Raw genomic sequence first — 24,312 nt, 5'->3', positions numbered from 1 at the left:
GTAGACGCAAAGTGTGATGGTTTGGGTGCTTTTTGCATGAACCAAAAAGGATTACCGCATTCATCTCTCTGAAATCAGTAGAATTCCGCTGACTCGAGTTCGGGAGAATCTGCGTGTTGTCACAGCCTCTCGATCATCTCATGGGCAAAAGGGGCATTATGATCCTTCGTCGCGATCTGTTCCGGCTGGCCGCCGCCACGACACTTAGCAGCCTCACTCCGAATCTGGCCCGCGCAGAGCAGCATGCCGGTCGCGGCATGGTCTCTCCCCGGATCAAGGACATTCAGGTCATTGAGTGCGAGCCGGCTGGCGTCCGCCTTACCGTCGTTAAGATACTCACCGATCAGGACGGTCTCTACGGCTACGGCTGTGCGACGTTTACGCAACGTGCCGACCTCGTTCGGCCTGCCGTGGAGAAGTATCTGAAGCCCTTTCTGCTGGGGAAGGCGACCGATCGCATTGAAGACATCTGGCAGTCCTGCTACGACAGCTCGTACTGGAAGAACGGCCCGGTGCTGAACAACGCGATCAGCGGAGTCGACCAGGCCTTATGGGACATCAAGGGACGTCAGGCGGGGATGCCGGTCTATCAGCTTCTCGGCGGCAAATGTCGCGAGGCCGTCGATACCTACGGCCACGCCGGAGGGGAGGACTACGCCGATGTCGTCTCCTCCGCCCGTCACTACGTCGAACAGGGATTTCGCAACGTTCGCGTCCAGATCGGCGTCCCGGGGATGGCTGGCTATGGGTCTTCTGCTGCGGGCAGTTCAAACTTTAAGCCGCTGCACGACAAGCCACTCTTCGAGCCGGCGCAGTACATCCGCCGCGCTCTCAAGATGTTCGAGGTCTGCCGCCAGGAGCTCGGGGACGAGTTGAACCTCCTGCACGATGTTCATGAACGAATCTCTCCGAATCAGGCCGTGCTCTTCTGCAAAGAGGTCGAAAAATTCAACCTCTTCTTCGTTGAAGATCCCCTCTCCCCCGAAGACATCGACTACTTTCGTCAGATTCGCGATAACTGTGCGACGCCGCTTGCGATGGGTGAGCTCTTCAATAGCCCTCATGAGTGGCAGCCTCTCCTCGAAGGCCGCCTGATCGACTACATCCGTTGTCACCTCTCACAGGTGGGCGGTCTTAGCCCGGCGCGCAAGATTGCCATCCTCGCCGAGCAGTTTGGCGTGAAGACGGCGTGGCATGGCCCTGGCGATGTCTCCCCCGTGGGACACATGGCGCAGATAACGCTCGATATTGTCAGCCCGAACTTCGGCATTCAGGAATACAGCCCATTCAATGACCGCACGCAGGCGATCTTTCATGGCTGTCCGTTGATGAAGGATGGCTATCTGTGGGTGAACGAGGCGCCGGGCTGGGGAATCGAGGTCGACGAGAAGGAGGCCGCGAAATCGCCTTTTACGCCGAGTAAGAACGGACTGAACGGGGGCTGGGGAGAGATTCGCCGCCTCGATGGAACCGTCATCAAGCAATAGGCGGGCTACTGCGTGTAATGGAAGGTGTACTCGACGGTAATGCGATCGCCTGCGGGGAGAGGACCAAAGCCCTCGACGCGCTGAATCGCACGCATCGCCGATTGATCGAGCGACGGAGAGCCGCTTCCTGTGCCCAGTCGCGGATTTGCCGGGGTGCCATCGCGATTGATGTCGAAGATAACCGTCACGCTCTTGCCTACCGAGGCACGCGGGTCGGCCTCTTGCGTGTACCAGTTCTGCGCAACCGTCCGGTTCACGATGTTGACGTAGTAGGCGAAACGCGCACCGAAGGTACGATCCTGGACCATCGCTGATGCTGTGCCGTTTTTAAGCTCGATCGTCGACTGCGGAATGCGTATTCCGGCGGTCTCTCCGGTTGCTGCCTTGGTGGGCTGCGGAGGCGTGGGCTGAGGATGCTTTGGCGGCGCAGGGGTCGGCTGCGGAGCCTGTTTTACCGGCTTCGTCTTCTCGGGAACCGCGACCTCGTCAGGCTTTGGTGGAGGCTCCGTCTTTTCCTTGGCGACGACAGGAGCGGGACTCGGTGACTCCGAGGTCAGCACGCCGTTATCCAGCTCACGTTGTTTTGGAGGCAAGGGAAGCGAGGCGACCATCGTCGCCTGGATCGCACCGGCCGTCGCTGCGTTCTCTCCCCAATTGTGGCCGCGATTGCTGATATATGCCGCACCGAAGATCAGTCCTGCGATGGCGACATGAAGCACCAGGGAACCCACAAGGTTCCCGCGCAGGTTCTCGCCTGTGCTCTGTTCGTCCTGTATCCAGCGGGTCTCGGCTGCCATGCGTTCGTTTACTTCTCGATGGGGCGGGTAACGATGCTGATGTTGGTGATGCCGGCTTGCTTGACTGCATCCATCACAGAAGCAAAGGCACCGAAGGGAACACGCTCATCGGCGCGCAGGTAGATCACGCGCTTGGATGGATCACCCTTGCTGCTTGAACGCAGCCGTGCGGGAAGCTCGTTCACATTCACCGGCTTGTCCTGCAGGAAGACGTTCTGATCGCGGTCGATGGTCACGACCTGGCGCTCATCCGTCACCTGATTGACGGTACGTGTCTTCGGGATGGCGACGTCGATGCCCGACTGCAGGACCGGCGCCGTCAACATGAAGATCAGCAGCAGCACCAGCACAACGTCGACGAGCGGCGTGATGTTGATCTCGGCGAGCGCGGTCTGCGTGCGGCCTTTGGCGGAGAAGGCCATGGCTAGAAGGCCCTCCGGCGCGGCGGCTCCTCGGCTGGAGCGTAGGTCGCTGTCGGCGGCTGCGTGGGCTGTGTCGGAGTCAGCATGGCGGCATTCTCAATAGCGTTCAACAACTCGCGGCCAAAGTCGTCCATGCGCGATCCGAACTCGCGCAACCGCGCCGTCAGCTGGTTGTAGCCTACGACCGCGGGAATCGCGACCACCAGGCCAGCTGCGGTGGTGATCAGAGCCTCGGAGATACCGGGAGCCACGGCGCGTAGTGTGGCGGCTCCTGCGGTGCCGAGTCCGTGAAACGCATCGATGATGCCCCATACCGTACCGAAGAGACCGATAAAAGGAGCGATGGCGGCGATCGTGGCCAGCCAGGTCATCCTGCTCTCCATCGATGTCAGCGCCTCGCTCGAGGCAGTCTGAGCGGCACGCTCCAGAGCAACTGGATTCCGCGGCAGGCCACGGCCGCCATTCTGGCGCTGATACTCGTCGTGAATCTCGTTGAAGACCGCTACCAGAGGACTCGGCCTGAACTGATCGGCGACCGCAGCGACCTCGCTCAGGCGGCTGGACTTGCGGAAGGCGCGGACAAAACGCTGCCCCTGCGCCTGGGCCTTCTTGAAACTGGACCATTTAGAAAGCATGATCGTCCAGGAGAAGATGCTGGCCAGCAGCAGCAAAAGTAGAACCGTAAAGGCGACCGGGCCGCTGTTATGGATCATCTCCGCGATCGCGCTCGAGTTGGCCGCGGCGGGCGGAGGTGCGGAAGCGGCTTCTTCCTGGAAGAAGCGAAAGGCTAAGGCAAGTGTCCAGACCATAGTTGTTGTGTCCACCAGAGGCTAGTGTAATCGTTGGACGCAGCTTTCACATTTACAGGTGTATCTCCTGCGTTGTCACTCCATGCACATGGACCAGTTTGCTATCCTCGGCCTAACCCGTTCCGCTGAGGCCCAGGAATGCTTCTCGAGTTGCGCGCCGAAAACTATGCCGTCATCGACCGTGCCGTCGCGTCTTTCGGCCCGGGACTGAACCTGATGACCGGGGAGACCGGTGCCGGTAAGTCCATCCTTATCGACGCGCTACAAGTCTTGCTTGGCGGTAAAGCCTCGTCGGATTTCGTCCGTCACGGCGAAGAGAAGGCCATCCTCGCATGCGTCTTTGAGCTGACGTCGGGCGCTGCAGCCATCCTCGATGCCAACGGGATCGACTCTGAGGAAGACCATGTTCTGTTGCGCCGTGAGATCGTTGCCAACGGAAAAGGCCGTGTCTTCATCAACAATCAACCGGCTACAGTCGCTGTTCTGCGTCAACTCGCACCCGAGCTTGCACTGGTTCACTCCCAGGGAGAGACGCTCGGTTCCTTCGATCAGGCGCAGCAGCGCACGCTTCTCGACCGCTTCGGCGAGATCTCCACCGAAGCCGTCGCCGCGGCCTATGCCAAATGGCGCGCCACTTCCAGCAAGCTCGCCGAACTGGAGTCGGATGAACAGGATCGCCTGCGTATGGCGGACCTCTGGCGTTTTCAGGCGCGCGAGATCGAGCAGGCAGAGCTAACCGCCGAAGATGAAGATGAGCAGTTGGATAGGGAAAAGCGCGTCCTGGCAAACTCCGAACGCCTCTACGCCGCTGCGATGAACGCCAATGAGCTTCTCTACGAGAGCGAAAGTGCTGCCGAGACCACGCTCGGCTCAGCCCTCAAGCATCTCGAAGACCTCGCCCGCTTTAACGATCGCTTCAGCGGGCCGGCGCAGCAACTTGCAGCGGCTAAGGCCATCGTGGAGGACGTTGCCGCCGAAGTCCGCGAATTTGCAGAAAACATCAACGCATCCCCTGGGCGGCTTGAGGATATTGAAGATCGCCTCGCCATGCTGGATCGCCTCAAGCGTAAGTATGGCGACACGCTCGCAGAGGTGATTGCCTTTGGCGAAGACTCTTCGCGCAAGTTGGCCGAGGTCGAGAACCGTGACGCCATCCTGATTGAGCTGAAGTCTGAGCAGCAGAAAGACGCTGCGTCCTATCGCACTGCAGCCTCAATGCTTACCGCAGCCAGGCGAGAGGCCGGGAAGCGACTGGAGAAGTTGGCCGTGGCGCAGATCAACGACCTCGCCATGCAGGCGAGGTTTGCCGCCGAGGTCAATCCTCAGGAGTCGCCCGAACACTGGACTTCGCATGGATGGGATCTGGTGGACTATCGCATCGCAACCAACGCGGGCGAGCCGCTGAAACCGCTCGAAGAGGTCGCGTCCGGCGGTGAGATGTCGCGCATCATGCTCGCGCTCAAGGTGACGGTCGAGGAAGGCTCCGGCCGCAAAAAGAAGAAGACGCCTCTCCCGCGCACTCTGGTATTCGACGAGATCGATATCGGCATCGGCGGGCGGGCGGCCGAGGCCGTCGGCCGGAAGCTCAAGACACTCTCCTCCGGCCAGCAGGTCCTCTGCATCACCCACCTGCCGCAGATCGCTGCCTTCGCAGACCAGCACTTCCAGATCGTAAAGTCCGAGAAGAAGGGGCGCACCCAGACCGAGATTTGCCGCATGGGGGACGAGGAGCGCACCAGGGAGATCGCCCGTATGCTCAGCGGAGAGGTGCTGACCGAGACCAGCCTGAAACATGCGGCACACCTGCTTGAGATGAGCCGCTAAAACTGACCCCCGAACGCATCCCCGGATCATTGAGTGGCATCCCAACATGGCAAACCGGTCCATGGGAGGGACCTCCGTATGGCAGCAACTCCTCAGAAATGTGCGACAGCGGGTTGTAACTGCATGGCACAGGCGGGTTCGAAGTACTGCTCTACCCAGTGCGAGGACGCCAGGAGATTTATGACACTGCGTTGCCAGTGCGGGCATCCAGAATGCACGCATTAGAGGTATTGCCGTAAATGCAACAAATACAGCTTTTTACCTGCTTCTGAGCCGGTTAGGCTGAAAGTGTCTTCCCGATCTGCCGCTCCTCCGGCCGTTTGGCCGGGTACGGCTCTTGTTGTGCACCTCAGATGGTTCATCTGGCCAACAGTTTTAAGGGTAGACAGGGTATACTTGGAGAGTGACCACTACTCTCGATTACGCTGCCGTAACAGACGGCGGCTCTACTGCGACAACCAAACGAGTCCTCCTTCTCAAGCCCCGTGGTTTCTGTGCCGGGGTGGTGCGTGCTATCGATATCGTGCGCATCGCGCTTGAGACATTTGGCGCTCCCATCTACGTCCGCAAAGAGATCGTTCACAACAGCTACGTCGTCAACGATCTTGCCAAGAAGGGCGCCATCTTTGTCAACGAACTGGACGAGGTGCCCGAGGGCGCGCGCGTGATCTACTCCGCGCATGGCGTCTCTCCTGCGGTGCGCGAGCGCGCCAAGGAGCGTGGCCTCAAGGTTGTTGACGCGACCTGCCCGCTGGTCACCAAAGTTCACGTTGAGGCAATCAAGTTTGCAAAGCAGGGCTACTCGCTGGTTCTCGTTGGTCATCGCGATCACGAAGAAGTAGAGGGTACTCAGGGCGAAGCTCCGGATGTGACACAGGTCGTCTCGAGCGTCGAAGAGGTCGAGGCGCTGGTCGTGCCGGATCCCGACAAGGTTGCTTACCTTACCCAGACAACGCTTTCGCTCGACGAGGCGAAGTACATGATCGATGCGCTCAAGAAGAAGTTCCCGAGCATCGTCGGTCCTCATGCGCAGGACATCTGCTATGCGACGGAGAATCGCCAGACGGCGGTCAAGAACGTCGCTCATGGTGCGGATGTCGTCCTGGTCGTCGGTTCGCGCAACAGTTCCAACTCCAATCGTCTGGTGGAGGTTTCGAAGAATCTCGGCACCAACTCCTACCTGATCGACAAGGCTGACGACATTAAGCCGGAGTGGCTGGATGGCGTTGGCACCGTTGCAGTTACAGCCGGCGCCTCGGCTCCTGAGGTTCTTGTGCAAGACGTTGTGGGCTATTTGCAGTCTAAAGGTTATGGCTCAGTCGACGAGGTCGAAGTCATGCCCGAGAATGTTCGCTTTGGTCTGCCCCCAGGATTGGTGCAGGCTATCAACCCGGCACCAGCAGTAGCGCAGTAACGGCAACCCCAGGTCAGAGAGCATCCGTGAATGAGCAGAACGACAGGTAATCCGCAGGCACCGGGGCAGCCTTCCCAGCCCCGCTTCGGCAGACTTGATCTTGGACTCGACCAGGTGGTGGATGGCATCCGCCGTGCGAAGGACTGGCTGTTCGGTCAGCAGCACGAGGAAGGTTACTGGTGTGGTGAGCTCGAAGCAGATGTCATGCTCGAAGCCGACTACATCTACATGCACACGCTTCTTGGAACCGGCGATCCGGGAAAGATGCAGCGTGCGCTGAACGAGATTCTGCGTCATCAGAACGAGGATGGTGGTTGGAGCCTCTATCCGGGCGGACCGTCGAACATTAACTATGGGGTCAAGGCTTACTTCGCCCTCAAGCTGATGGGCTGGTCTGCGGATCATCCGCTGATGGTGAAGGCGCGGAACTGGGTTCTGGCCAATGGTGGCGTCACCGCTTGCAATACCTTCACTAAGATGTATCTCTGCTCTCTGGGCCAGTACGACTACGATGCTGCGCCCGCGGTGCCGCCTGAGATCGTTCTGTTTCCCAACTGGTTTTACTTCAACATCTACGAGATCTCGTCCTGGTCGCGCGGCATTCTTGTGCCGCTGGCAATCATCTACGCAAAGAAGCCATTCAAAAAGATCACTCCCGAGCAGGGAATCGACGAGCTTTTCGTCGGCGGCCGTCAAAACGCTGACCTTCACCTTAAGTGGGATGCGAAGCACCCGATCGGCTGGCGCAACTTCTTTCTGCTAACCGACCGCATGGTTCACTGGTTCGAGCGGGTCCATATTCGCCCGCTACGCAAGGTCGCCATCCGCAAGGCAGAGAAGTGGATGCTCGATCGGTTCGAGAAGTCCGACGGCCTGGGCGCGATCTATCCCGCCATGCTGAACTCGATCGTGGCGCTGCGCTGCCTCGACTACTCGTTGGATGATCCCCATATGATCCGCGCGATGGATCAGTTCGAGCGTCTTGGGATCGACTGCCCGGAGGGCACCCCGGACTATCCCACACCGACCTTCCGTATGCAGCCTTGCTTTCCGCCGGTATGGGATACTGCGCAGGCGATGTACGCGCTCGGTGAGGCTGGTGTCAGCCGAAGCGATCCGCGCATGCTCAAGGCGGCTGACTGGATCCTTTCGAAGGAAGTTCGCACGAAGGGCGATTGGGCCGAGAAGGTTCCAAATGTGGAGCCTGGCGGTTGGTACTTCGAGTTTGACAATGAGTTTTACCCGGATGTTGATGATACCGGGCAGGTTCTGATGGCGTTGAACAGCGTGGATAACCCTCGCGAGCGCTATCAGTATGAGGTTTGCCAGCGCGCCATCAACTGGATCTGGGCGATGCAGTGCAAGAACGGTGGTTGGGCTGCCTTCGATAAGGACAATACGAAGAGCATCTTCCAGTACATTCCGTTTGCGGACCACAACGCCATGCTCGACCCACCGACGGTCGATATCACTGGGCGCATGCTGGAGATGCTGGGGCAGTACGGCTATACCCGTAAAGATCCGCGAGTCGAAAAGGCAGTTCAGTTCATCCTTAAAGAGCAGGAGCCGGATGGCAGCTGGTTCGGCCGTTGGGGTGTGAACTATCTTTACGGCACGTTCCTGGTTCTGCGTGGCCTTGAGGCCATGGGAATGTGGAACCATGAGCCGGCGATTCAGCAGGCCGCGGAGTGGATTCGTATGGTGCAGAATACCGACGGTGGCTGGGGAGAGACCTGCACGACCTACGACGATCCTAACCAGCGCGGTATCGGGCCAAGTACACCCTCGCAAACCGCCTGGGCAATCCTCGGTCTCCTGGCTGCAGGCGACACGCGTTCCGATTCGATCGCCAAGGGTGTTCGCTGGCTAATCGAACGCCAGCACACCGATGGCAGCTGGGACGAATTGGTTCCGGGCCGCAATGGCGAAAGTTATTACACGGGAACAGGCTTTCCCCGGGTCTTTTATCTGGGGTATCACTTGTATAAGCAGTACTTCCCGCTTCTTGCATTGACCACGTACGAACGCGCGATGACGCGCGAGGCAGCAGAACAGGCTGCCAGCTAAGTAAAAAGTTCTCTGGGAGGAACACCCACATGGCGGTACCGGTCTCACAGGCCTGGACGGTCGCAACTTACGTTTTGAAGCAGAAGCTCACGGGGCGGAAGCGTTACCCTCTCGTGCTCATGCTCGAGCCTCTTTTCCGCTGCAACCTTGCCTGCGCCGGCTGCGGAAAGATTCAGTATCCTGCTCACATCCTCAAGTCGGAATTGACGCCAGAAGAGTGCTTCCGCGCTGTTGAAGAATGTGGCACGCCGATGGTCTCTATCCCAGGCGGAGAGCCGCTGCTGCATCCGCAGATGCCGGAGATCGTCGCCGGTCTCGTCGCGCGCAAGAAGTACGTGTACATGTGTACGAATGCACTCCTCCTCAAAGAGAAGCTGCATCTCTTCAAGCCGTCGAAGTATCTTTCTTTCTCCGTTCATCTTGACGGCGAGCGCGAGCATCACGACTTTGCGGTTTGCCGCGAGGGTGGGCACGAAATCGCGATGGAGGGCATTCGCGCTGCTGTTGCGGGAGGCTTCCGCGTTACGACCAACACCACGCTCTTCGACGGTGCCGATCCCAACAGCGTGCGACGCCATTTCGACCAGCTGATGGAAGCCGGTGTCGAGAGCATGATGGTCTCGCCGGGTTACACCTATGACAAGGCGCCGGACCAGAGTCACTTCCTCGGCAAGGCTCGTTCGCGCCGGCTTTTCCGCGCGATTCTGTCGAACCGCAAGAAGTCCTGGGAGTTCAATACGCATCCGCTGTTTTCCGAATTCCTGATGGGCAAGAAGAACTTTGAGTGCACCCCCTGGGGCATGCCGACCTTCTCCATCTTCGGCTGGCAGAAGCCTTGCTACCTGTTGCAGGATGGCTACGCCGATACCTTCCAGGAGCTGATGGAGACGACGGCGTGGGATAACTACGGAGCCAAGAGCGGCAATCCGCGCTGCGCCAATTGCATGGTGCACTCCGGCCATGAGGCTTCGGCCGTCGACTACAACTTCGGCTCGCTCAAGGGATTTATCGAAACAGCGAAGCGCTACATCTTCAAGCCGACTTATGCAGACGCTGAAGCGCAGAAGCTGCTCAACGAGTGGAAACCGGCTCACGCGATGCCGCTTGTACAGATTCAGAGTCCAGCGGCTGCCAAAGATGATCAGCTGCAGGCCGTATCCGGAGACTAATCGACCATGGCGACCGAGCAGCAGGAACACCTTAAAATTGAACAACTGCGGAGCCAGTCCGCCGACGAGATTGAAGTCATCGCTGGACGCGAAAAGGAAAATCTCGAAGGTTGGATTCCAGCTCTCGCGGGTGAAGCCGAGGTCCGCGAGGCATTGGAGAAGGCCTTCGACTATCGCGGCGACGTGACGATTACCCGGAAGGACGGTACAACGGTAGAGGGTTATCTCTTCGACCGCCGCTCCGGAAATTCGCTTGGCGACTCGTTTGTGCGTATCATTCCGGTGAAGGACAAAGCGAAGGTCAATGTCAGCTACGCTGATATTGCGGCTCTCGCCTTCACTGGACGTGATACCGCTGCAGGAAAGACCTTCGATGCCTGGGTTAAGAAGTACTGGGAGAAGAAGGCCGCCGGCGAGAAGAATATTCAGATCGAACCCGAAAAGCTCGACTGAATCTACGCCTAGTTCATCCACGATGACCGCTCGCTGTGATGCGAGCCAGGAAAGACGCGAAGTGCGTGCATTCATAACGGGAGCAACGGGCTTTGTGGGAGCTCATGTTGCGCGGCACTATGCCAACGCAGGCGCTCAGCTTCGCCTTCTCACTCGGAAAACCAGTCGTCTCGATTCACTTCAAGGCATTGACGCAGATTTAGTCACTGGTGATCTGCGTCAGCCTCAGGATTTGCTCTCCGCGCTCCGGGGCTGCGACGCGCTTGTTCATGTTGCCGCGGACTATCGCCTCTGGGTGCGCGATCCCTCTGAGATGTATGCTGCCAACGTCGATGGCACTCGTGCCTTGCTGCGCCTGGCGCGCGAGGCTGGAGTACAGCGCGTTGTCTATACCTCCAGCGTCGCTACGATGGGATTCAGGACCGACGGCACGATCGTCAATGAAGCAACTCCAGTATCACTGGCCGACATGATCGGGCACTACAAGCGCTCGAAGTTCCTCGGTGAGCAGGAGGCGATCAAGGCGGCGCAGTCCGGTCAGCATGTCATGATCCTGAACCCTACGACGCCTATCGGCTCAGGCGATCTCAAGCCTACGCCGACGGGAAGAATCATCGTCGACTTCCTGAATCGCAAATTTCCCGCATACGTCGATACGGGCCTCAACCTGGTTGACGTAGACGAGGTTGCGAAGGCCCATGTCGCTGCCCTCGATCACGGCACTCCGGGCGAGCGCTATATCCTTGGCGGCGAGAATCTGACGCTCAAGCAGATTCTCGATCGCATGTCCGCTATTACGGGGCTTCCTTCGCCGACGATGAAGGTACCGCATGCCGTCGCCATGGCCTTCGCATTCTTTGACGAGACCATTACTGGCCGCCTCCTGGGCAAGGAACCCCGAGCCACAATCGAGGCCGTCCGCATGGGGAAGAAGATGATGTTTGCTTCTTCGACCAAGGCAGAACGCGAACTCGGCTTTCACGTTACTCCGATCTACAACGCGCTGCGTTCTGCAATCGATTGGTTTGTCGCGAATGGATATGCTCCTACGGTTGGTGGTTCGACTCGATGAGGATCGGTATCATCGCGGCGCTTCCTGGTGAGCTTCAGCCACTTGTTCGCGGGTGGGAGCGTCAACATGGGACAACGCGCGGCGTCTCTGTGTGGACAAAGAACAGCGGTGACGATCACCTGATCGCTGTGTGCGGTGGAATGGGTTCCGCCGCGGCGATGCGCAGTTTTACCGCCGCGGAGTTCTTCGGCTCACTCGATCTCGTCCTTTCAATAGGCTGGGCGGGAGCCCTTGATTCCGGGATGCGTACCGGAGAGTGCTATGTCCCCTCGGAGATCATTGACGTGCAGACTGGAGAACGCTTTGCGCTGTGCAGTGGCAAGCGTGCTCTGCGTCTTGTAACCACTCCGATCGTCGCTGATGCAAAGGAAAAGCGCCGTCTGTGGCAGAGTTATAACGCGGTCCTGGTCGATATGGAGGCCGCAACGATTGCCCGCCTGGCGGCCATGCGTGGTATTCCCCTAGGCTGCTTCAAGGGAGTCTCTGACGGAGCAAATGCCATGCTGCCTGATCTGAATCCCTTCATCGATGATCAGGGGCAGATGCGTATGGCTGCCTTTCTTGCGCATGTCGCCGTTAGACCTCACTTCTGGGCGTCGCTTGCGCATCTGGGAAAAAATAGCCGGCGTGCAGCTGAAGCACTCGCAACTAAGGTCCATAAATTTCTTGAGCAAAAAGATATTGAACGAACCAATCGAACGGGAGCCGTTTAGCTCAGTGAGTAGAGAAAATTCTTTAGTCCCCCAGACCATGCGCGCCGCTGTCTACCGTGGCGTTAACGATGTTCGCATCGAATCCATCCCCGTGCCGCAGATCGGCCCCGGGGAAGTGCTGGTGAAGATTCACACCTGCGGTATCTGTGGCACCGATCTGAAGAAGATTCATACCGGCTCACACTCCGCGCCGCGAGTCTTCGGCCATGAGATGTCCGGTACGGTTGTTGCTGTTGGCGAGGGTGTGACCGGGTTTGTCGTCGGCGATCGTGTGATGGCTTATCACCACATCCCCTGTGGCGAATGCTTCTACTGCCGCAAGCAGACCTTCGCTCAGTGCGAGACCTACAAGAAGGTTGGCTGCACTGCTGGATTTGAGCCCTCCGGCGGAGGCTTTGCCGAGTACATCCGTGTCATGGACTGGATCGTCCGTCGCGGCCTGGTGAAGATTCCGGATCACGTTCCCTTTGAGCAGGCGGCTTTTATTGAGCCAGTCAATACCTGCTACAAGGCTGTGGCGATGCTGAATCTTCAAGCCGATGAGACGGTTCTCGTCATTGGCCAGGGCTCCATCGGGATCCTGCTCGCTGCTTTAGCGAAGCGTACCGGAGCCAAGGTTCTGACCAGCGATCTCTATTCCGAGCGTCACGCGATTGCTGCGAAGTTTGGCCTGGATCATCCCCTGGACGCTCGCGGCGATGTCGTTGCTGCAGCCAAGGCTGCAACCGAAGGACGCGGTGCCGATGTGGCTCTTGTGGCTGTCGGCGGCAACGCTCTCATCACCGTTGCAATGGATGCTATCCGTCCCGGCGGCCGCGTCATGCTCTTTGCTGCCACCCAACATGGGGAGGCCCCATTCGATCCGGCGGCCGTCTGCATGGACGAGAAGACACTGATGGGCTCTTACAGCGCCTCGGTCGCTATTCAGGACGAGGTGACGCAGCTTGTGCTGGAGGGCTATACCTCAGGCTTCGACCTGACGCAGTTGATCTCCCACCGCTTCTCCATCGAAGACGCCGTTGCTGCCATCGATCTTGCATCGAATCCGCAGCCGGATTCGATGAAGATCGTCATTCAGGCAGCAGGGAACTAATCGCGATTGCGCTTCTTGATCTCCACGTTCAACCGCTTGATCTTCTGGTTGAGCGTGGAGAGAGGAATGCGGAAGTACTCCGCCGCCTCTGTCTGATTCCAGTGGCAGCGCTCCAGGCGGTCCGCGATAATGCGGCGCTCGATCTCTTCCATGAGGTCAAACAGGGACGCATCCGGTTGCTGCTCCAACATTGCAGACGAATACGTATTGCCGTTCAGCTGCGACGGAAGAAGGTCCGGTGGGATGATCTTGCCTGTCGAGAGCACGACACCGCGCTCAATCGCATTTTCCAGCTCTCGCACATTGCCAGGCCACTCATAATCCATCATGATGCGCATGGCCTCCGGTGACAGAGTGCGCTCCTCCATGCCGTTCTCGTTGCCGAAGAATTTCAGGAAGTGTGCCGCCAGCAGAGGAATATCCTCACGGCGTGAGCGCAGAGGAGGCAGTTCCAGCGTAATGACATTCAGACGATAGAAGAGATCTTCGCGGAAGCGTCCGGCGCGTACAGCATCCTGAAGATTAACATTGGTTGCGGCGATGATGCGTACGTCGACCTGGATCTCCTGCGTACCTCCAAGATGCATAAAGCGACGATCCTGCAGTACGCGCAGGATCTTCGCTTGCATGTCCATCGTCATCGTACCGATCTCGTCGAGAAATAGCGTACCGGTATTAGCAACCTCGAAGAGGCCTTTTTTTGCAGAGACAGCTGACGTGAAGGCTCCCTTGACATGGCCGAACAAGGTCGATTCCAAAAGCTCGGAAGGCACCGCGCCCGTGTTGACGGGTACGAAGGGCTTATCGCGCCGCGGAGAGTTCGCATGAATGGCCTTCGCCACGAGTTCCTTGCCGGTTCCGCTCTCGCCCTGAATGAGGATGGTCGAACGACTGGGAGCAACCTGCGCCACCAGATCGAAGAGCTTCAACATGGGATCGCTCTTGCCGACGATATTCTCGAAGTTATAGCGCTGTTTCAGTGTTCGCTTGAGCTGTACGACCTCTTCTTCGGCGCGGTGCCGCGCGATGGCGGTGCGAATGTCCGCGAGCAGCTTCTCGTTGTCCCATGGCTTCTGAACGAAGTTTTCAGCGCCCAGGCGGATTGCATCGACGACATTTCCCATCGTGCCGAAGGCGGTAATCATAATGACCGGCAGGGTGGGATACATCTCTACGATCCTCGGTAAGAGGTCCATGCCGCTTTCGCCGGGAAGAGCCAGATCAAGAAGAAGAAGATCGTACTCATTGCGAGCGAGTTGCTCCATGCCGCTGACGCCATCGGTCGCAAGAGTGATGGTGAATCCCTCAAGCGTGAGCATCGTCTCCAAAGACTCGCGGATTCCGGATTCGTCGTCGATGATCAGGATGCGGGGGCTGCCGGCGATAAGGTCGGCCTTACGGGAGGCGGTCTCGAAGCCAGCCTCAGTGCTTGTATCAGGCATGAATCGTCTTCCTGTCAATCTCCTGTGGAGTTGACGTTATTGCTGGGCGGTTGGCGGCGGCAGGGAACTCAAGCTGGAATGCGGTGCCTACGCCGACTTCGCTCTCAACGTAGATCTTACCTGCATGTTCCTGCATGATGCCGTAACTTACGGCGAGTCCCAGGCCAGTTCCTTTGTGCCCACCCTCTTGCGGCTTGGTCTTCGTGGTGAAAAACGGATCGTAGATCTTGTTCAGATGCTCGCGCGAGATGCCCGCACCGGTGTCCTGTATGCGCACCATCACCCTGCCGCCACTGCGGAAGGTGGCGATCCGAAGAGAGGCATCCTGCATGCCAAACATGGCGTCTTTCGCATTCAGCAGGAGATTCAGGAGCACCTGCTGCAGTTTGCCTCGGTTGCCGTGAATCGAAGGCAAAACGGTATCGAAGTTTGTCTGTATGCGAATCTGCGCAGTCTTGAACTGATGCTCCAGCAGTACGAGCGTATCGCGCAACAGTTCGTTCAGATCAACGCTGGTAAATTCGCTGCCGCTGGTCCGCGAGAAGTTGAGCAGGCCGTTGACGATCTCCGAGGCCCGGAACGTTTGCTGCGTAATCTTCTCCAGCACGGGAGCCAGTCGTTCATCGTCGCGCATATGCTTCGACAGCATCTGTGCATAGCTTGAGATGACAGCAAGGGGCGTATTCACCTCGTGCGCAACGCCTGCCGCGAGGAGTCCGATCGACGACAGCTTCTCCGACTGCGTGAGCTGCGCCTCCATCTGCAGGCGATCCGTGATGTCATCCACCAGGATGATGCGGCCAATCGCCACAAAATCCTTCGACACCAGAGGTGCAATCGCAATATTCGCAGTGCGGATCTCACCTGATGGAAGTGGTAGGCGGAACTTATATAGGGTGTGCGTGCCCTGTTCGCTACGGACGTCATTGAAGCGCGCTACAAAATCAGCGGAGAAGAGGGCCGATAGTGGCTGCCGGAGAGCCTCGGAGCGCGAACGCGAGAACATGACCTCCATCTGCGCATTCCAGCTCTCCACACGGTCTTCCAGGTCAACGGCAAAGATACCGATGTTGATCGATTCGACAATATTTTCGTTGAAATCTTTCAGCCGTTCGAAGTCGGTGATCTTCTGCTCCAGACGGCGATATAGCTGAGCATTCTGGATTGCGATGCCGATATATCCAGCCAGCGACTCCAGCACCTCCATATCTTCGCTCGACAGGAAGTCGCCATCATTCGTACGACCGAGGCCAATCACTGCCACCGTACGCGTTCCGTGACCGCCGCGGTTTGCCACGCGGCACGGGACGTAATAATTCAGGTCAAGCCGCGACGCTGACAGGCGTTGCGACTCCGGCAGACGAAGCACCTGCTGCGGATTCTCCAGGAAAAGGTGGCTATTGGAATCCGCGCGGTCGAAGTCGAGGAAGCGAAGGTCGAGGTTGTTCAGTTCGACGGGCAGCATGTTCGTCAAACCGTGCGAACTCGCAAGCTCAAAGGCCGGCGACAATCTGGTTACCTCTGTTTCAGGTGCCAGAAAGACGGCGACACGAGTCACCAGAAGAGTCTGAGGAAGACGCTCTACGATGGATTCCAGCAGCGTCCCCAGGTCGGTCTGCGAGTTCAAGCCCCGCCCAAACTCCACCAGCGTCTCGCGATAGTCGAATCGCTTTTGATCGAAGACGCGGTCCACGCGGCCTTGGATGGCACGTTTCAGCGGATCGAAGATCAGGCCGGTGACAACGATCGCGAACAGGAAGCCCCAGGTGCTGAGGCTGGGGAGCCGCGCATGAACCATCTCAGCCGTAATGGCGACGACGCCAAAATAGAGTCCCACCAGTGCTGCAGTCGCTAACGTATAAGTCACGCCGCGTTTGAAGATGAGATCGACGTCCATCAGGCGATAACGCACGATAGCCCAGCTGAAGGTTAGCGGTAGGAAGACGAGAGACAGGCCAGCCAGCTTGGTGAGCGTCGCCGGCATCGTGATGTCCGCGAGGTAGGGAATCGCGTACAACAGCGTGAACGGCGTGATCGCCAGCAGGGTTCCGCGTGTAAGCCACTTCAGCTGCTGTCGCTCAAGTGCCGACTTGGCACGGCGATAACGGAACTGGAAGAGTACCGCGGCGGCCACATAGTAAAAGGCCATGTAGCCGACGGAAAGCTGGTCGAGCTTATGCCGCAGCAACTCCGTCGCTGACCAGAAGAGAATGGCCCAGACCTGCAGGCTGATCAGCATGACGCCTGGCACGTACAGCGCCGCGCAGAGCGCCTTTCTTAGCTTGCCTGATGTCGGCGAAGCAAAGTCGTCCGAGAAGTTGACGGAAAAGTGCAGGAATAAGGCTGGTTGCAGTGCGGCGGCTGCGATGTTTCCCCAGTAGATGATCCAGTCGAAGGTATCCAGCTCAGTCGTGTATTTGAAGGAGTATAGGACGAAGGAGACAAGACAGAAGATGTAGAAGTGAGTTGCCTTTGGAGCCGTCCAGCGTCGGAACAGGACATAGATGCCGATACACAGATAGACCAGCGCGATAAAGCGGAGGCCCTGGTTAATGGACCGTTCCGTCGGCTCCAGAATGACCTGGATATCGAGCTTGGAGGCGTTATTTAGATCGGTTGCATGGGCCCGGGGACGCAGAATTGAGTATGTGGAGTGAGCCCATATACCGCTGCGGAACATCTCCCGCATAAACGGAGCCATGCGTTGTACTGGCCGTTCGTTGATTCCGATCAGAACATCGTCAGTGCGAATGCCGGCTCGCTCGCCGGGAGATCCTGCTGGAACGTGTCGCGCGACCAGCCCTCCGGAACCCTCCACCCAGGAGACTCCATCCGTAGGGACTTCGAAGTTATTCTCACTCTTCAGGTTCAGGATTGCGAGCACGAAGGCGCCCAGCGTGACAACGGCAAGGGCAACAGCCAACATCCGTGTTTGCGCGGCATTCTTCATGGTTCCTTCGTCGGTACCTGGAGGTGTTCATGCACACAGCATGCCAAACCACTTAATCAATTATCTTCACGGAGATGCGCCGAGGCAGCCCGTTAAATATATGAAAAACCATATGTCACGGGAAAAATCCTAGATCCTTGTCCGTGAACGACTTTCGAATCTCGGCTAGGAGAAACTGTCCGTTAATAGCTTCGACCTGAACCCGGTTGCTGTGCAACTTAAATTAGGCAGCAACAGTGGATTAACAGTCCTGTAACATTGTTCTTGAGGTTACTCCCTTGCTGGAAGCTATGTCGGTATCTCGCATGGAACGAGGCTTTGTCTCGGTCGCGGGAGCACGCCTGCACTACCTCAAGTCGGGAGAGGGGCGTCCACTGATTCTGTTGCACGGTCTGGTGGGGTCTGCCTGGAACTGGAAGCAAAATATACGTTCGCTTGCCAGCCACGCCACGGTCTATGCCATCGATCTGCCTAATATGGGCGATTCTGACCGAAGCGAGAACTTCGATGCAAGTCTCGAAGCCACTGCAGATGCTATGGCAGCCTGCATGGATGCGCTGGGGCTCGAGCAGGCTGATGTTGCAGGACACTCCCATGGTGGTGCGGTGTCGATGATGCTGGCCGCTCGTCATCCTGAACGCGTCGGCAGGCTCATTCTGTTTGCGCCTGCCAATCCTTACTGCGATCTGGGGCTGCAGCTGATTCGCTTTTACCAGACTCGGTTTGGTGCATGGTTCGCACGGCAGATTCCATGGTTGCCGCGAGCAATTAAGTGGGTTGCGCTCCGCAGAATGTACGGTGATCCGCGGCGATTGCGCAGCGATGTCCTTGACGGATACATCAACGGACTTTCCATCCCTGGAACGATCGACCATGTACTCAACATCCTTCATGGATGGGAGGCGGGGATGGAGCGCCTGCGTACATCGTTGGAGCAGCTTGCGGATAAACCGATCCTGCTTATATGGGGAGACCGCGATCATACGGTCGGGCTACGTTCCGCCAGGGATCTCGGGCGTGTCTTTTCGCGCTCTAGCCTGGTTGTGATTCCTGGTGTCGGGCATATTCCGTTTCAGGAGATGCCGGAGATCTGCAATCGAGCGATGACTGATTGGCTCTCCACGCCAAAGACAGCCTAGCGTTCTTCCAGAGAAAAAGTATCTTTCAGCCAGCCGCGTATCGCGGCCTGCATCAGCGCAAGCTTTGCCCCTGGTGAAGACGGCGTTCCCTGGAAGAAGTGCTCTGCACCTTCGATCCAGACCAGCTTTTTGGGATCCGCTGCGCGCAGCAGCATTGGCTCGACGGCTTCCTGTGGTCCAAACTGGTCCTCCGTTCCGCTGATAAACAGCTTTGGTTGGGGACAGTGTTCGAGGAACTCGTAGGTATAGCTGCGCCCCTCGGCGCGGTAGGGAACTCCCAGACCGATGACTCCCTTGACCCGCTCGTCTCCGCATGCCGCCTGCATGCCGATAAATGAGCCAAAGGAAAAGCCTGCCAGCAGAATCGGCAGTCCGGTCTTCGCCGCCAACCAGTCGAGCCCAGCTTTGGCGTCTTCCAGTTCACCTATGCCGTGATCGAACGTACCCTCGCTCAACCCCACTCCTCTGAAGTTGAAACGTAAGACCGGAAGGCCAAAGCCTGAGAAGGCCTTCATCGCGTGATAGACCACCTTGTTGTGCATGGTGCCTCCGCCCAGGGGATGGGGATGGCAGACCAGAACGGCAAAGCGCGCATCGTCACTCCCTCCATTCAGGATGGCTTCCAGCTTGCCGGCTGAGCCATGGAGATCATCGATTGATTGAACAGAGGGGCGGGAGAAGCTTTCGGACGAAGTCATCGTTCCATAAGTTTATCTGTGCAGCTGGAAGACGAAAACATGGTTGCGAGGCGCCTATCGTATGCTGGGAGTCATGCCCGTCGATCCTATCCAGCTCACCCGGCAACTCGTCGATATCGAATCCACCACCTATAACGAGGGCCTGGCCGGATCTTTTCTTCATGAATATCTTCTCTCCCAGCGCTACGAGGTCGAGCGGATGGCGGTCGCTCAGCCCGAGCGCTCAATGACGCCGGGTGCAGGCGATAGCGATCGGTTCAATGTCTATGCCTCCATGCCCGGCGTCACGGCCGATGTCGTCCTCTCGACACATTTCGATACGGTTCCGCCTTATTTCGGCTGCACTGAAGATGATGAGTTCCTTTATGGCCGCGGCACCTGCGATGCAAAGGGAATCCTCGCCGCCCAGGTCGCAGCGGCTGATCGCTTGCGCGAAGCTGGCGTCAAGGTCGGTTTGCTGTTCGTTGTTGGCGAGGAGCGCGACTCGGCTGGGGCCACGGTCGCCAACGAGAATCCCCGGGGATCGAAGTTCCTGATCAACGGCGAGCCTACCGACAACCGTCTCGCGCTTGCTTCCAAGGGGGCTCTCCGTGTCGAGCTGCGCGCTAAGGGCAAGATGGCCCACTCCGCTTACCCCGAACTCGGTGAATCTGCAATCGACAAGTTAATCGAAGCCTTGCACGATCTCCTGGCGATGCCGCTTCCGGTTGAGCCGGAGATTGGCCCTTCCACGATGAATATTGGCCTGCTTGAAGGCGGTCGCGCACCCAACGTCATTGCCGATAAGGCCGAGGCCCACCTGCTGATTCGCCTTGTTTCACCTGCGGATGAGACCAAAGCCAATATCGTCAAGGTCGTCGGCGATCGTGCCGATGTCTCATTTTCTCTGGAACTGCCCTATGTTCGGATGAGGAAGGTCGGCAATCTCCCCACCATGGTGGCCAAGTTTACGACCGATATTCCCTCGCTGACCAACTGGGGAGAGCCCTTCCTCCTCGGCCCCGGCTCCATCCACGTTGCGCACACGCCAAACGAGAAGATCGCCAAGAAGGAACTGCTTGAGGCCGTAGACCTTTACTACGACCTTGCTATTGGTCTGGTCGGCTAAAGTCGGGTCGCCATCTGAGCTGCCGGGAACATGGAACGGTTCCTGGCAGTTTCGTCCCTGTTTTCCTCAATTGCTGCGGGCTTAACATGGAGTCATGGCAGCCGAGTTTACGCACCTCCATCTCCACACTGATTATTCTCTCCTCGATGGAGCTTGCGACGTCGACAAACTCGCCGCGCACCTCAACAAAATAGGCCAGACGTCAGCCGCCATGACTGATCACGGCAATATCTTTGGCGCGGTTCACTTCTTCGATGCCATGAAGAAGAAGAACATCAAGCCTATCCTTGGCTGCGAGCTTTACCTCTCCGAGACGGAAGACCACCGCGAGATGTCCGGCGGCTACAAGCACTTCCTCGTGCTGGCCGAAAACGAAGAGGGCTATCGCAACCTTGTCCGACTAACCAGCGAGGCGGCGCTTCACGGCTTCTATCGCAAACCGCGGGTCTCCAAGGAGTTTCTCTCCCGCCACACGAAGGGGCTGATCGCCTTCTCCGGCTGTCTCGCCGGCGAGGTCAACCAGCACCTGATGGCAGGGAAGTACGAAGAGGCCAAGAAGTCTGCGGGCCACTTCGAAGACATGTTCGGCAAGGGCAACTTTTTTCTCGAGGTGCAGGACCACGGCCTGGAGCCCGATAAGCCTGTGCGTGAGGCGCTCTATCGCATGGAGCGTGAGCTTAACATTCCGCTCATCGCGACCAACGACAGCCACTACGTCGCCAGCGACGACTCGCGCGCCCACGAGATCCTGCTCTGCGTTCAGACCGCAGGCAGCATGAACGACCCCAACCGCTTCAAGTTCGACACGCAGGAGTTCTACATCAAGTCGGCGGAGGAGATGCATCGTCTCTTTGCCGACAATCCTGATGTCTGCACGCGCACGATGCAGTTCATCGACCGGTGCAACCTCAAGCTCAGCGCCGTCGACAATCCCTTCCCGGAGTTTCCCGTCCCCGACGGGCATGATCTCGACTCCTACTTCGAGCGCGTCTGTCGCGAAGGCCTGCGCAAGCGCCTCGATACCAACGTGGCGCACCTCCGCGCCAACGGCCTGCTCAAGAAGACCATTGCAGAGTACGAAGAGCGGTTGAACCGCGAACTCGACTGCATCAAGCAGATGAAGTTTCCTGGCTACTTCATGATCGTCTGGGACTTCATCCGTTACGCAAAGGAGCAGGGAATTCCGGTAGGCCCGGGCCGTGGTTCTGCCGCCGGATCTCTCGTGGCCTACGTCATGGAGATCACGGATATCGATCCGCTCCAGAACGAGTTGCTCTTCGAGCGCTTCCTCAATCCTGAGCGCGTCTCCATGCCTGATATCGATATCGACTTCTGCATGAACCGCCGTGGCGAGGTCATCGAGTACGTCAAGCGCAAGTACGGCAACGATCAGGTCGCGCAGATCATTACGTTCAATACGATGGCCGCCAAGGCTGCCATCAAGGACGTTGGACGTGCGCTCGAGATGCCCTATGGCGAGGTCGATCGCGTCGCCAAGATGATCCCGCCGACCATCGGCATCACGATCGATCAGGCACTTAAGGACAACGGTCCGCTCGCAACGGCATACGACTCCGATCCTAAGGTCAAAGAGCTGATCGATACGGCTATGCGGCTTGAGGGACTGGTGCGTGGGGCCGGCGTTCACGCCGCCGGTGTCGTCATCGCTCCCAAGCCGCTCACCGAGCTCGTTCCCGTTACGCGCACCAAGGACGACGCCACCGTCACCGCCTACGACATGAAGGCCGTCGAGAAGATGGGTCTTCTCAAGATGGACTTTCTCGGTCTGACGACACTCACTGTTATTGATGATTGCCTGAAGCTCATCAAGCAGACGACCGGCGAAGAGCTTGACCTGACCAAGATTCCTCTCGACGATGCGAAGACCTACGAACAGGTCTTCCATCGAGCCTTGACATCCGGCGTCTTCCAGTTTGAATCCGGCGGCATGCGTGACGTGCTCCGCCGTTACAAGCCGACGACCGTCGAAGACCTCACCGCTCTCAACGCGCTCTATCGTCCTGGCCCGATTCAGGGCGGTATGATCGACGACTTCATCGAGCGCAAGTGGGGGCGCCGCGCCGTCGAATACATGTTTCCCGAACTCGAGCCCATCCTGATAGAGACACTCGGCGTGATCGTCTATCAGGAGCAGGTCATGCAAATCAGTTCGGCAATCGCTGGCTACTCGCTTGGCGGCGCAGACCTGCTGCGCCGCGCCATGGGTAAAAAAGATCCCGAAGCCATGGCCAAGCAACGTGACTTGTTTATGCAAGGTGCCGCCGATCGCAAGCACCCAAAGGATAAAGCGGGCCAGCTCTTCGACCTTATCCTTCAGTTTGCGGGCTACGGATTCAACAAGTCGCACTCGGCTGCATACGCTCTCCTCGCGTATCACACAGCGTGGCTGAAGACGCACTACCCGGTTGAATTTATGGCTGCACTGCTTACGAGTGAAACCTCCAAGCCGGAAAACGTCGTGAAGTACATCGGCGAGTGCAAGGAGATGAATATCCCCGTTGTGCCGCCCAACGTGCAGATGTCCGACGCGAATTTCACTCCGGTGAAGAATGAGCAGGGGAACGCTATCGGCTTCGGTCTTGCCGCCATCAAGAACGTCGGTCACAACGCCATTGAGTCCATCATCGCTGCTCGTTCCGAATTGCGGAAGGAAGGCAAGCCCGGTTTCTCTTCGCTATGGGAGTTCTGCGAGAAGGTTGACCTCAGCCGTCTCAACAAGCGCGTGCTGGAGTCGCTGATCAAGGCCGGTGCCATGGACGCCTTCGGCAATCGTGCGCAGACTTCAGCGGCACTGGACTCGGCGATGGAGCGCGCTCAGAAGGCGCAACGCGATGCTGCTGCCGGACAGCACGGCCTCTTCGGTATCTTCGACTCCGACATGGCCTCGTCCGGTCAATCGGTCGATTCGCTTCCCAGCGTTCCTGAATGGGATGAACACACTCGCCTGCAGAACGAAAAGGAAGTCCTTGGCTTCTTCGTCTCCGGACATCCGATGGACAAGTACCGCGAGAAGCTACGCAACATTAAGGTGGTCGATACCGCCACAGCCGTCGAGATGAAGCCGGAGCCGCAGGTCTACCGCCGCGGCCGCGACGAGTCCCCACAGAACGAGATCCAGATAGCAGGCGTGATCACCGGCCTCAAGGTCGCCAAGTCCAAGCGCTCCGGCGAACTCTATGCGCAGGCCGCTCTCGAGGACACGACCGGAAAGATTGAGCTGATTGCTTTCCCGCAGTCGTACGAGAAGCTAGCCGAGAAACTTAAGATCGAAGTTCCGGTTCTCGTGCGTGGCGTGCTGCGTGGCGAAGAAGACTCAGCGCCCAAGCTAGCCATCTCCTCGATTCAGGCGCTTGAAGATGTCAAGGTCAGGCTCCCTGGCGCGTTGCGGATCAAGGTGCCGCTGCACAGCCCCGATGTCGCGTTGCTGGAGAAACTGCACGCTATCCTCACGGACGCGCCCGGACAGGGGAAGCTGTTGCTTGATCTTGAAGAGCCGGGAGAGTTCTGTGCTGTCCTTGAGCCGTCAGGAGTCACGGTTGCCGCTGACCGGCTCTTTATCGATCGTGTCGAAGAGCTTGTCGGGCAGGGCGGTGTCCGCGTGATCGAATAACAATACAGCTTTCAGTCAACACGT

18 protein-coding genes are annotated in these 24,312 nt (G+C 58.1%); 12 read left to right on the top strand and 6 right to left on the bottom strand.

Features of this window, described 5'->3' with window-relative positions:
- Positions 1 to 158: 158 nt before the first annotated feature.
- Positions 159 to 1,487 (top strand): enolase C-terminal domain-like protein, encoded by a 1,329-nt coding sequence (locus PW789_RS02140; RefSeq protein WP_299370755.1) that lies wholly within the window; start codon positions 159 to 161, stop codon positions 1,485 to 1,487.
- 5 nt (positions 1,488 to 1,492) lie between these two features.
- Here the strand turns inward: PW789_RS02140 and PW789_RS02135 are convergent, their stop codons facing one another.
- From PW789_RS02135 to PW789_RS02125, 3 genes are read right to left on the bottom strand one after another with little or no spacing between them, the layout of a single operon-like run.
- Positions 1,493 to 2,284 carry a TonB family protein gene (locus PW789_RS02135; protein WP_299370753.1) on the bottom strand — a complete coding sequence of 264 codons (792 nt, stop codon included), beginning with the start codon at positions 2,282 to 2,284 and terminating at the stop codon, positions 1,493 to 1,495.
- A gap of 8 nt (positions 2,285 to 2,292) precedes the next feature.
- Positions 2,293 to 2,706 carry a biopolymer transporter ExbD gene (locus PW789_RS02130; protein ID WP_299370751.1) on the bottom strand — a complete coding sequence of 138 codons (414 nt, stop codon included), beginning with the start codon at positions 2,704 to 2,706 and terminating at the stop codon, positions 2,293 to 2,295.
- A gap of 2 nt (positions 2,707 to 2,708) precedes the next feature.
- On the bottom strand, positions 2,709 to 3,515 hold the full coding sequence (locus tag PW789_RS02125; protein ID WP_299370749.1) for a MotA/TolQ/ExbB proton channel family protein: 807 nt from the start codon (positions 3,513 to 3,515) through the stop codon (positions 2,709 to 2,711).
- A 138-nt stretch (positions 3,516 to 3,653) separates the two neighbouring features.
- Here PW789_RS02125 and recN point away from each other — a divergent pair, with 138 nt between their 5' ends.
- The 8 genes from recN to PW789_RS02085 all read left to right on the top strand — a co-directional run bounded on the left by recN (position 3,654) and on the right by PW789_RS02085 (position 13,320).
- A complete protein-coding gene (gene recN / locus PW789_RS02120) occupies positions 3,654 to 5,339 on the top strand; it encodes a DNA repair protein RecN (RefSeq protein WP_299370747.1) in 1,686 nt (561 codons plus the stop codon).
- Between the two features lie 403 nt (positions 5,340 to 5,742).
- On the top strand, positions 5,743 to 6,753 hold the full coding sequence (locus PW789_RS02115; RefSeq protein WP_299370745.1) for a 4-hydroxy-3-methylbut-2-enyl diphosphate reductase: 1,011 nt from the start codon (positions 5,743 to 5,745) through the stop codon (positions 6,751 to 6,753).
- 30 nt (positions 6,754 to 6,783) lie between these two features.
- Positions 6,784 to 8,820 carry a squalene--hopene cyclase gene (shc, locus tag PW789_RS02110; RefSeq protein WP_299370743.1) on the top strand — a complete coding sequence of 679 codons (2,037 nt, stop codon included), beginning with the start codon at positions 6,784 to 6,786 and terminating at the stop codon, positions 8,818 to 8,820.
- A 29-nt stretch (positions 8,821 to 8,849) separates the two neighbouring features.
- Entirely contained in the window at positions 8,850 to 9,989 is a 1,140-nt protein-coding gene (gene hpnH, locus PW789_RS02105; RefSeq protein ID WP_299370741.1) for an adenosyl-hopene transferase HpnH, read from the top strand.
- A 6-nt stretch (positions 9,990 to 9,995) separates the two neighbouring features.
- Positions 9,996 to 10,442 (top strand): hypothetical protein, encoded by a 447-nt coding sequence (locus PW789_RS02100; RefSeq protein ID WP_299370739.1) that lies wholly within the window; start codon positions 9,996 to 9,998, stop codon positions 10,440 to 10,442.
- 61 nt (positions 10,443 to 10,503) lie between these two features.
- Positions 10,504 to 11,514, top strand: coding sequence for a hopanoid-associated sugar epimerase (gene hpnA, locus PW789_RS02095; RefSeq protein WP_299370737.1), 1,011 nt, complete (start codon positions 10,504 to 10,506; stop codon positions 11,512 to 11,514).
- Positions 11,511 to 12,227, top strand: coding sequence for a nucleoside phosphorylase (locus tag PW789_RS02090; protein WP_299370735.1), 717 nt, complete (start codon positions 11,511 to 11,513; stop codon positions 12,225 to 12,227). The genes hpnA and PW789_RS02090 overlap by 4 nt, the downstream gene beginning before the upstream one ends.
- Before the next feature lie 37 nt (positions 12,228 to 12,264).
- The gene (locus PW789_RS02085; RefSeq protein ID WP_299371602.1) at positions 12,265 to 13,320 is read left to right on the top strand and encodes a zinc-dependent dehydrogenase; all 1,056 of its coding nucleotides are present in this window, start codon (positions 12,265 to 12,267) and stop codon (positions 13,318 to 13,320) included.
- Here the strand turns inward: PW789_RS02085 and PW789_RS02080 are convergent.
- Both PW789_RS02080 and PW789_RS02075 read right to left on the bottom strand, forming a co-directional pair.
- Positions 13,317 to 14,762: a sigma-54 dependent transcriptional regulator gene (locus PW789_RS02080; RefSeq protein ID WP_299370734.1), complete on the bottom strand. Its 1,446-nt coding sequence runs from the start codon at positions 14,760 to 14,762 to the stop codon at positions 13,317 to 13,319. The genes PW789_RS02085 and PW789_RS02080 overlap by 4 nt on opposite strands.
- Positions 14,755 to 17,712: an ATP-binding protein gene (locus tag PW789_RS02075; RefSeq protein WP_299370732.1), complete on the bottom strand. Its 2,958-nt coding sequence runs from the start codon at positions 17,710 to 17,712 to the stop codon at positions 14,755 to 14,757. The genes PW789_RS02080 and PW789_RS02075 overlap by 8 nt, the downstream gene beginning before the upstream one ends.
- Positions 17,713 to 18,002: 290 nt before the next feature.
- On the opposite strand from PW789_RS02075, the gene PW789_RS02070 reads away from it, so the two are divergent.
- A complete protein-coding gene (locus PW789_RS02070; protein ID WP_299370730.1) occupies positions 18,003 to 18,851 on the top strand; it encodes an alpha/beta fold hydrolase in 849 nt (282 codons plus the stop codon).
- Here the strand turns inward: PW789_RS02070 and PW789_RS02065 are convergent.
- Positions 18,848 to 19,549 carry an alpha/beta family hydrolase gene (locus tag PW789_RS02065; RefSeq protein WP_299370728.1) on the bottom strand — a complete coding sequence of 234 codons (702 nt, stop codon included), beginning with the start codon at positions 19,547 to 19,549 and terminating at the stop codon, positions 18,848 to 18,850. The genes PW789_RS02070 and PW789_RS02065 overlap by 4 nt on opposite strands.
- Before the next feature lie 73 nt (positions 19,550 to 19,622).
- Here PW789_RS02065 and PW789_RS02060 point away from each other — a divergent pair, with 73 nt between their 5' ends.
- Complete coding sequence (locus PW789_RS02060) at positions 19,623 to 20,657, top strand: M20/M25/M40 family metallo-hydrolase (RefSeq protein WP_299370726.1); 1,035 nt, start codon at positions 19,623 to 19,625, stop codon at positions 20,655 to 20,657.
- A 94-nt stretch (positions 20,658 to 20,751) separates the two neighbouring features.
- Positions 20,752 to 24,288, top strand: coding sequence for a DNA polymerase III subunit alpha (gene dnaE, locus PW789_RS02055; protein WP_299370724.1), 3,537 nt, complete (start codon positions 20,752 to 20,754; stop codon positions 24,286 to 24,288).
- Positions 24,289 to 24,312 lie beyond the last annotated feature (24 nt).

The sequence above is a fragment of the Edaphobacter sp. genome (assembly GCF_028283685.1).
Classification (GTDB): Bacteria; Acidobacteriota; Terriglobia; order Terriglobales; family Acidobacteriaceae; genus Edaphobacter.
Note: the sequence above shows the minus strand (reverse complement) of the source record. Positions and strands in the feature narration are given on the sequence as shown.

Bases quoted from the DNA above. Each gene is read 5' to 3' on its own strand.
- hpnH (WP_299370741.1), top strand. From the start codon at position 8,850: ATGGCGGTACCGGTCTCACAGGCCTGGACGGTCGCAACTTACGTTTTG.
- PW789_RS02135 (WP_299370753.1), bottom strand. From the start codon at position 2,284: ATGGCAGCCGAGACCCGCTGGATACAGGACGAACAGAGCACAGGCGAG.
- PW789_RS02060 (WP_299370726.1), top strand. From the start codon at position 19,623: ATGCCCGTCGATCCTATCCAGCTCACCCGGCAACTCGTCGATATCGAA.
- PW789_RS02085 (WP_299371602.1), top strand. From the start codon at position 12,265: ATGCGCGCCGCTGTCTACCGTGGCGTTAACGATGTTCGCATCGAATCC.
- shc (WP_299370743.1), top strand. From the start codon at position 6,784: ATGAGCAGAACGACAGGTAATCCGCAGGCACCGGGGCAGCCTTCCCAG.
- PW789_RS02090 (WP_299370735.1), top strand. From the start codon at position 11,511: ATGAGGATCGGTATCATCGCGGCGCTTCCTGGTGAGCTTCAGCCACTT.
- dnaE (WP_299370724.1), top strand. From the start codon at position 20,752: ATGGCAGCCGAGTTTACGCACCTCCATCTCCACACTGATTATTCTCTC.
- recN (WP_299370747.1), top strand. From the start codon at position 3,654: ATGCTTCTCGAGTTGCGCGCCGAAAACTATGCCGTCATCGACCGTGCC.
- PW789_RS02075 (WP_299370732.1), bottom strand. From the start codon at position 17,712: ATGAAGAATGCCGCGCAAACACGGATGTTGGCTGTTGCCCTTGCCGTT.
- PW789_RS02080 (WP_299370734.1), bottom strand. From the start codon at position 14,762: ATGCCTGATACAAGCACTGAGGCTGGCTTCGAGACCGCCTCCCGTAAG.
- PW789_RS02100 (WP_299370739.1), top strand. From the start codon at position 9,996: ATGGCGACCGAGCAGCAGGAACACCTTAAAATTGAACAACTGCGGAGC.
- PW789_RS02065 (WP_299370728.1), bottom strand. From the start codon at position 19,549: ATGACTTCGTCCGAAAGCTTCTCCCGCCCCTCTGTTCAATCAATCGAT.
- PW789_RS02125 (WP_299370749.1), bottom strand. From the start codon at position 3,515: ATGGTCTGGACACTTGCCTTAGCCTTTCGCTTCTTCCAGGAAGAAGCC.
- PW789_RS02130 (WP_299370751.1), bottom strand. From the start codon at position 2,706: ATGGCCTTCTCCGCCAAAGGCCGCACGCAGACCGCGCTCGCCGAGATC.
- PW789_RS02070 (WP_299370730.1), top strand. From the start codon at position 18,003: ATGTCGGTATCTCGCATGGAACGAGGCTTTGTCTCGGTCGCGGGAGCA.
- PW789_RS02140 (WP_299370755.1), top strand. From the start codon at position 159: ATGATCCTTCGTCGCGATCTGTTCCGGCTGGCCGCCGCCACGACACTT.